Below are 8331 nucleotides of genomic sequence, written 5' to 3' on the forward strand. Positions count from 1 at the left end.
CAGGTGATCGGCGGCGCGCTGGAGACCATCGCCAGAGAGATGGGCCATGTCCTCTACCGCATGAGCTATTCCTCGATCATCCGGGAATCGGAGGATCTCGGTGCCGGCCTGTTCGATGCCGGCTTCAACACCCTGTCGGAGAGCGATTCCACGCCGATGCACATCGGCTCGCTGCCGGCCTATCTGCGCGGCATTCAGGAGACGATGGCCGAGCCCTATGAGCCCGGCGATCTCATCATCCACAATCATCCCTATTACGGGGCCAGCCACTCGCCGGATATCGCCATCGTCGCTCCGGTGTTCCACGAAGGCGAACTGGTGGGCTTTGCCGCCAACACCGCCCATCATGTCGATATCGGCGCGGCCACGCCCGGCCTCATCATCGATGTGCCGGACGTGTTTGCGGAGGGTATGCTGCTGACCGGGCTGAAGCTGTTCCGCCGCGGTGTGCGCGACGAGACGCTGTGGTCCTATATCGCCCGCAATACCCGCGTGCCGTCGCTGGTGATGGGCGATCTTGAGGCGCAGATCGCCTCTGCCGAACTGGGGCGCAGGCGCTTCGAGGCGCTTGTGGCCGAATACGGGCCGCAGACGCTTGCGACCGCCACCCGCCAGCTCATGGATTATTCGGAGACCATGCTGCGGCGCGAGATCGCCCGCATTCCCGATGGCGACTACACGGCCGAGGGCTTTCTCGACGATGACGGCCGCACCCGCGGCGTCCATCTGCCGGTGAAGGTGACGGTGCGGGTGCGCGGCGACGGGGTCGAGGTGGATCTGACCGGCACCTGCGATCAGGTGCCGACCGCCTTCAACGTGCCCTTCGAAGGCTCCACCAAGGTCGCCTGCTATTTCGCCTTTCGTGCCCTGCTGCTCGATACCGCCACGACCGAACAGCATGTGATGCAGAACGAAGGCTCGTTCCGCCCGGTCAGGGTGACGGCCCCGCCGGGCTGCCTGTTCAACCCGCGCTTTCCGGCGGCCTGCGAGGCGCGGTTCTCGCAGATCCAGCGCCTCGTCGATCTCATCATCCGTGCGCTCGCCCCGGTCATTCCGGACAAGGTGACGGCCGGCAATGCGGCAACCCTCTCCTTTGCCGCCTATTCGGGCTTGACGCCGGCCGGCGACTACTGGGTGTTTCTGGAGTGCAACGAGGGCTCCTATGGCGGGCGCCCGGCGAGCGACGGGCCGGATGTCGTCGACGAGCAGATGCGCAACACCCGCAACAATCCGATCGAGGATCTCGGTATGAACCTGCCGGTGATCTGCGACCGCTACGAGATGCGCGACGACGTGCTGCCGGGCGCGGGCCGCTTCCGCGGCGGCTACGGCGTGGTGAAGACCCAGCGCTTCCTGACGAAGGGGCAGGTGACCCACGAGGCCGACCGCCACGACGACACGCCGTGGGGCGTGTTCGGCGGCCTGCCGGGGGCCGGCGGCCGGGTGGTGCTGAGCCGGGCGGGCGGAGCGCACGAGGAAATGCCGGCCAAGATCTCCAACGTGGCCATGGCACCGGGCGATGCGATCTCGATCTACACGCCCTGCGGCGGCGGCTATGGCGATCCGCTCGACCGCACCCCGGAGAAGGTGCAGGCCGATGTGTTCGATGACTTCATCGACCCGGCCTATGCCGAGGCCGTCTACGGCGTGGTGCTGACGCCGGAGCTTGAGATCGACCGGGAGGCGACGCAGCACCTGCGCGCGGCCCGCCGCGCGGCACGCGGCTGAAGGAGCGGATGATGGACGTGGATCCTCTGGAACCGGCGGATGTGGCCGCGCTTGCCCGGGCAAGCGGGCTTGAGGCGGGACCGGTGCGGGTGGCCGCGCTGACGGCCACCCTGCCGATCGTCAACGATATCCGGGCGCGGGTGTGGGCGCGGGCGGAAGGCCCGGCCGGCGAGCCGGCCCTGACCTTCGCTGCCGGCGAGGCCGGCGCATGACGGGCGTTCCGACCATTGCCGCAGCCGCCCGCGCGATTGCCGCGGGCCGGCTTTCCCCCGTCGATCTGGTGGAAGAGTGCCTCGACCGCATTGCCGCCCTCGACGACCGGCTGCACAGCTTCATCGTGGTGCTGGCCGATGCCGCCCGCGCCGCCGCCCGCACGGCAGAGGCGGAAATCCGGGCCGGCGGGCCGAAAAGCCCGCTGCACGGCATCCCCATCGGCCTCAAGGACATCTTCGACCTTGCCGGCGTCGCCACCACCGCCCACTCGCGCCGCCTCGTCGGCCATATTGCGCGGGAGGATGCCGCCAGCGTCGCCGGGCTGCGGGCGGCCGGGGCGATTCCGCTCGGCAAGCTCGCCACCCACGAGTTTGCCCTCGGCGGGCCGTCGTTCGACCTGCCGTTTCCGCCGGCCCGCAACCCGTGGGATTCGGCCCGCTTCACCGGCGGCTCCAGCAGCGGCTCCGGGGCGGCGATTGCCGCCGGGCTGGTACTGGGGGCAACCGGCTCCGACACCGGCGGTTCCATCCGCGTGCCGGCGGCCTATTGCGGCCTTGCCGGGCTGAAGCCCACCTACGGTCTCGTCAGCCGCCACGGTGTCTTTCCGCTGGCGTGGTCGCTGGACCATGCCGGGCCGATGGCGTGGACGGCGGAAGACTGCGCGCTGATGCTGTCGGCCATGGCCGGGCCGGATGCCCGCGATCCGGCGTCCGCCGGCCGGCCGGCAGAGGACTATGCCGCCGGGCTCGACCGCGATCTTGCGGGCCTGCGGGTCGGCATCGTCGGCCATTTCCACGAGCGCGACAATCCGGCAAGCCCGGCGATGCTCGCAGCCATCGCTGACGTGGCCCGCGTGCTGGAAGCGCGCGGCGCGCGCGTGCGCCCGGTCACGCTGTCGCCGCTGCAGGACTATGTCGCCTGCGGCCACCTGATCATGCTGACGGAGGGGTTCTCCGTGCACCGCGACATGCTGGCGGCGCGGCCGGAAATCTATGGCGAGGCGTTCCGCGAGCGCATGTCGATGGGGGCGCTGTTCACCAGCGCGGACTATCTGCAGGCCCAGCGGCTGCGCCGGGCGCTCTGCGCGGAAATGGCGGCGGCGTTCGCCGGCGTCGACATTCTGGTCACCGCCGCCGCGCCCTTCGAGGCGCCGCCGATCGACAAGGTCGGCAAGTTCGCCTCCTACGATGTTCCGGCGCTGGCCCTGCCGTTCAACGTCACCGGTGCGCCGGCGCTGGTGGTGCGCTGCGGCGAAGGCCCGGCGGGCCTGCCGCTTGGCGTACAGTTCGCCGCCCGGCCGTTTGAAGACGGGCTGCTGCTGGCTGTCGGCGCCGCCTGCGAACGTGAACTCGGCGCCCGCGACCGGCGCCCGCCGCTGATGCCGGCTATGGCCGGGGGAGAGTGAGATGGAAACCGTTCTCGTCACCGGGGCCAATGGCCTCGTCGGCCATGCCGTCTGCGTGCAGCTGAAGGCCGAAGGCCGCCCGTTCGTCGCCGTCGATATCGCCGCGGCGGCACACGACGGCTTCTCTGTCGCCGCCCTCGACGTGCGCGACGTCCACCGCCTGCATGCCCTGTCGGCCCGGTCCGGGCCGTTCGGCGCGATCATCCATTGCGGGGCGCTTTCCGGCCCGATGCTGGCGCGCGACAACCCCGTTCTGGTGCACGACATCAACGTGACCGGCACGGTCAACCTGCTGGAACTCGCCCGCATCACGGGCACGCGCCGGTTCGTGTTCTGCTCGTCCGTCAGCGCCTATGGCAGCACGCCGGCGGGGCTCGATCCGGTGCCGGAAGGCGTGCCGCTGCGGCCGGCCACGGTCTATGGCGGCAGCAAGGCGGCGTGCGAGGCGCTGGCCCACGGCTATGCCACCCAGCACGGCGTCGATGCGGTCTGGCTGCGCATCGGCTGGGTCTATGGCCCGCGGCGCACCACGGATTGCGATATCCGCGCCATGATCCGCGCCGGTCTTGCCGGCACGCCGTTCCGCAAACCTCATGGCACCGATACGCTGCGCCAGTATGTGCATGTGGAGGACATCGCCCGCGCCCTCATCCTCGCCATGGATGCGGCCTCCACGGGTGGCCGGGTCTTCACCGTCACCGACGGTTCGATCCTGCCGCTGCCGGCGGTGGCCGATATCGTGCGTCGCTTTGTGCCGGATCTCAGGGCCGAGTTCGGCCCGGGGCATGATCCGGAGGAGGACGTTCAGGCTCGCTTCGACCTCAGCGCCGCCGCCCGCGATCTCGGTTACACCCCCGCGGTGATGCTGGAAGACGGCATCGGCCGCTATGTCGGGTGGCTCAGGCGCCACCCCGCCGGCTGACCGGCGCGCCGCTTTTTTCCCCGCCACAGACCCGCATTCCGCACCGGTGCGGTCCGGACACCCGGACCGCAGAACAGGATTTTTTTATGTGGACCATCCTCACGGTCACGGTGCCGGTCTTTGTCATCATCGTCATCGGCTATGCCTGCGGGCGGTCGGGCTTCGTCAGCGAGCGGGCCGGGGCGGCGCTGATGGAATATGTGTTTTCGATCGCGTTGCCGGCGCTGATCGTCAAGACCATCTCCACCTCGGCCATGCCGGCCTCCAACCCGTGGGGCTACTGGCTGGCCTATTTCGGCGGGGTGCTGGTGGTGTGGCTCATCGGCATGGCGCTGGCGAGCCGGGTTTTCGGGGTGTCGCGCAGCGAGTCCGTCATCCACGGCTTCACGGCCGGGCAGTCGAACACCATTCTGGTGGGCATGCCGATCATCCTCGGGGCTTATGGCCCGGAGGCTTCCACGCCGTTCTTCCTGCTCATCGCGGTGCACCTGCCGGTGATGATGGCCATTGCCACCACCCTCATCGAAGGCCGGGCGGAGGGCGGCCACTGGCTGGACATGGTGCGCCGCCTGTGCCTGCGGCTGGCGGTGCATCCGATCCTGCTGGCGCTGGCCATCGGCCTTGGCCTGCGCGCGGCCGGCATTGCGCCGCGGGGCATGGCGCTGGACGTGCTGAACCCGCTGTCGGAAAGCGCGATCCCCTGTTCGCTGGTGGCGCTGGGGCTGTCGCTCGCCCGCTTCGGCATCGCCGGCGATCTCCGGCCGGCGCTGGTGCTGAGCGTGCTCAAGCTGATGCTGCATCCGTTTTCGGTGTGGCTGCTGGCCTTTCACGTTTTCCGCATGCCGCCGGTGTGGGCCGGCGTGGCGGTGTTGTTCGCGGCCATGCCGACCGGCATCAACTCGCACATTCTGGCAACCCGCTACCAGATTGCCGAGCGCGCCACCTCCACCGCGACCGTGCTGACCACGGTCGCGGCCAGCCTCACGGTCACCTTCTGGCTGTTCGTGCTGGGGGTTTAGGCGATGGCGGCAAGCACGTCGCACAGCACCTGTGCGCCGGCCGCCACGTGGGCCGGTTCGGCCCACTCCGCCGCTGCATGGCTGATGCCGCCGCGGCAGGGAATGAAAATCATGGCACTGGGTGCCAGCCCGGCCATGTGGCGGGCATCGTGGCCGGCGAAAGAGAGCAACGGCATCGCCGGCAGGCCGCGCGCGGCCGCGGAGGCCGCAATGCGGGCCTGAAGGCCGGCATCGAAACCGTTGGAGGGGGCGGAGACGAGAGGCGAGACCGCGACCCGGCAGGGACCGGCCAGCGCCGCGGCAATATCCGCAGTGCGGCGGCCGAGACTTTCCAGAACGGCATTGTCCGGGTGGCGCAGGTCGATGCGGAAAGTCACCCGGTCCGGCACCACCGAGGGCGCGTTGGGCTCAACCTCCACCCGGCCGATGGTGAAGCGCACGTCGGCATCGGCCGCCCCCACGGTTTCGTGCAGGGCATGGGCAATGCGGGCAAAGGCGGCCAGCGCATCGCGGCGATCGGCCATCGGCAGTGTGCCGGCATGGCCCTTCCCGCCCTGAACGGTGATCCCGAACGTTTTCTTGCCCTGAATGCCGGTGACGATGCCGATGGTCTGTCCGGCCTGTTCCAGCAGCACGTTCTGCTCGATATGGGCTTCCAGATAGGCCGCCAGCGGAAAGCCGGCCGGCCGGCGCGGCAGATCGGGGAAGGCGGCCAGCAGGCGGTCGATCTCGGTGCCGGCGCTGATGCCGCGACTGTCGGTGGCCGCGCGCACCTCCGCCAGGCTGCGCACGCCGGCGAAGACCTCCGACCCCATCATGCCGGGCGCAAAGCGGCTGCCTTCCTCGTTCATCCACGCGACGACGACGATGTCGCGCTGCGGCCGGTGGCCGGCGAGGCTGAGGGCGGTTACCGCCTCCAGCGCCGCCAGAACGCCGAAGGCGCCGTCGAAACGTCCGCCGCCGGGCTGGGTGTCGAGGTGGCTGCCGGCCATGACCGGCGGCAGGGTGCGGTCGCGGCCCGGCAGCGTCAGAAACAGGCTGGCGGCAGCATCGGCCGCCGCCTCCAGACCGGCTTGCGTGCCCCACGCGATGACCTGCCGCCAGGCTTCCGCCTCGCCGTCGGTCAGGGCCTGCCGGTCCACGCCGCCGTCGGGCGTGGCGCCGATTTCGCCGAGCTGCATCAGGCGCTGCCACAGGCGGTTCGGGTCGATGGCGGGGGTCATCGCAGGGGCGCTCCCGGTCATTTGGTGCGCATGATCTGGCCGGGCAGGGCGCGGGGGTCGCGCTTGTCCCACCGGCCGGCTTCGACCTGCGCGAAGAACTCTGCCAGCAGGGCGTTGAAGGCGGCGGGTTCCTCAAGGTTCAGCGTATGGCCGGTCTTGGGAAAGACCGACAGGCCGCAGGCCGGAATGGTCTTCTTCAGGAAGATGCCGGGCAGCAGGCAGTGATCGTCCTCATCGCCGACAACCACCAGCGTCGGCACGTCCATCGCCTTCAGCCCGTCTTCCAGATCGTAGAACGAAGGCCGGCGTGCCTGCACGCCGCGCATGGTCAGCGCCGCGCCGGTGTCGGAGTGGGTGGCGAGCCGGTCGGCAAATTCCTGCCAGCCGCGCGGATCCTTGTTCTGGAACTGCACGCGGCTCGCGCCGAGCGCGTAGATGCGGGAAAACTCCCGGGCGCCCTTCTGCTCGAAATTGTCGGCGACTTCCAGCGAGACGGTGCGGAAATAATCCTCAAACGCCTTCTCGCAGCCATAGCCGGCGCCGGCGACCGTCAGCGACAGCGCGCGCTCCGGGGCCATCAGGCCGAAGTGGACGGTGGCGAAGCCGCCCATCGACAGGCCGACGATGTGGGCCTTTTCGATGCCGAGGGCATCGAGCACGTCGAGGGCATCCTCCACGGCGATCTTCTGCGAATAGGCCTCCACGTCGCCCGGCACGTCAGACGGCGGATAGCCGCGCGCGGCATAGGTGATGCAGCGATAGCGGCGCGCGAAGAACCGCATCTGCGGTTCCCAGCTCGCATGGTTGCCGCCGAACTCGTGGATGAAGAGAACCGGCAGCCCCTGACCCGCCTCCTCGACATGAAGGTGGATGCCGTCCCGGGTCTGAATGCGCATGGGAATCCGTCCTGACGTCGTTCCGCACCGGCCGGAGAACCGGGATGCGTTTAAAAAATGGGATAAAATGGCCGGAGCGATGCAGTTCGCCCCGGCCGCAGCCGGCCCTAGAACTGGGCCTCGACATCGTTGAGCGTGCGCGCCTCGGCGACGAGGCCGGGCAGTTTCTCGCAGAAGGTCTCCGCCCACGCCTGCGGCACGGAGGTGCTGACCTTGATGAAGCGGTCGCCGAAGCGCCCGGTGTGGTAGGTGCCCTGCCGGATCATGATGCCGTGCCGCTTGGCGGCCGCCACCAGCGCCTCCGGACGGATGCCGGCGCCGATCGTCTCGATCACGAGGAAGTTGCCGTGCGACGGCCACACCGGCAGCACGAAACCCTGCGCCTCGCTGGCCTGCCGGATCATCGCCTGATTGGTGCTGTTGATGGCGCGGACCGTTTCCATCCAGCCCGGCTTGACGGCCAGCCCGGCCATGGCCGCGCGCTGGGCGATGACGCTGCCGCCGAGCACGCCCGTGGACCAGCCGGCGATTTCCGCCGCCAGATCGGGTGCGGCGACGAACGCGCCGACGCGCAGGCCCGCCAGACCGAGCCACTTGGAGAAGCTCATCGACATCACGGTGTTTTCGGTCGTGACGGCCAGCGCCGGATAATGGCCGGTGGCGAAATCGCGGTAGGTGCAATCCTGCACCAGCAGCGCCCCGCAGCGCCGGGCGATGGCGGAAAACGCCTCGATCTCTTCCCGGCTGTAGCAGATGCCGAGCGGATTGTTGGGGTCGACGATGTAGATGATCGCGGTGCGCTCATCCACCGCCTGCTCCAGCGCCTGCGGCGTGAGCTTGTAGTTCGTAGCCGGATCGTAGATCGGAATCTCGATCACCTCCGCCCCCTGCTGGCGGGCGAACAGGCAGGGCCATTTCCACGTCG

General features: G+C 69.4%; 8 protein-coding genes. 5 read left to right on the top strand and 3 right to left on the bottom strand.

Annotated elements, in window-relative coordinates:
• The 5 genes from V7067_RS03560 to V7067_RS03580 all read left to right on the top strand — a co-directional run.
• A partial coding sequence (locus V7067_RS03560; protein ID WP_334174501.1) for a hydantoinase B/oxoprolinase family protein occupies nucleotides 1-1728 on the top strand: 1728 nt, incomplete at its 5' end.
• An 11-nt stretch (nucleotides 1729-1739) separates the two neighbouring features.
• A complete protein-coding gene (locus tag V7067_RS03565) occupies nucleotides 1740-1940 on the top strand; it encodes a hypothetical protein (protein WP_334174502.1) in 201 nt (66 codons plus the stop codon).
• The gene (locus tag V7067_RS03570) at nucleotides 1937-3346 is read left to right on the top strand and encodes an amidase (RefSeq protein ID WP_334174503.1); all 1410 of its coding nucleotides are present in this window, start codon (nucleotides 1937-1939) and stop codon (nucleotides 3344-3346) included. The genes V7067_RS03565 and V7067_RS03570 overlap by 4 nt, the downstream gene beginning before the upstream one ends.
• A gap of 1 nt (nucleotide 3347) precedes the next feature.
• Nucleotides 3348-4268: an NAD(P)-dependent oxidoreductase gene (locus V7067_RS03575; protein WP_334174504.1), complete on the top strand. Its 921-nt coding sequence runs from the start codon at nucleotides 3348-3350 to the stop codon at nucleotides 4266-4268.
• Between the two features lie 86 nt (nucleotides 4269-4354).
• A complete protein-coding gene (locus tag V7067_RS03580) occupies nucleotides 4355-5287 on the top strand; it encodes an AEC family transporter (protein ID WP_334174505.1) in 933 nt (310 codons plus the stop codon).
• On the opposite strand, the gene V7067_RS03585 is transcribed toward V7067_RS03580, so the two are convergent.
• The 3 genes from V7067_RS03585 to V7067_RS03595 all read right to left on the bottom strand — a co-directional run.
• A complete protein-coding gene (locus V7067_RS03585) occupies nucleotides 5284-6510 on the bottom strand; it encodes a hydantoinase/carbamoylase family amidase (RefSeq protein ID WP_334174506.1) in 1227 nt (408 codons plus the stop codon). The genes V7067_RS03580 and V7067_RS03585 overlap by 4 nt on opposite strands.
• A gap of 17 nt (nucleotides 6511-6527) precedes the next feature.
• The gene (locus V7067_RS03590) at nucleotides 6528-7406 is read right to left on the bottom strand and encodes an alpha/beta hydrolase (protein WP_334174507.1); all 879 of its coding nucleotides are present in this window, start codon (nucleotides 7404-7406) and stop codon (nucleotides 6528-6530) included.
• A gap of 107 nt (nucleotides 7407-7513) precedes the next feature.
• On the bottom strand, nucleotides 7514-8331 hold an 818-nt coding region (locus tag V7067_RS03595), incomplete at its 5' end, for a pyridoxal phosphate-dependent aminotransferase (protein WP_334174508.1).

It is taken from the genome of Pseudoxanthobacter sp., from assembly GCF_036822375.1.
Classification (GTDB): Bacteria; Pseudomonadota; Alphaproteobacteria; order Rhizobiales; family Segnochrobactraceae; genus Pseudoxanthobacter.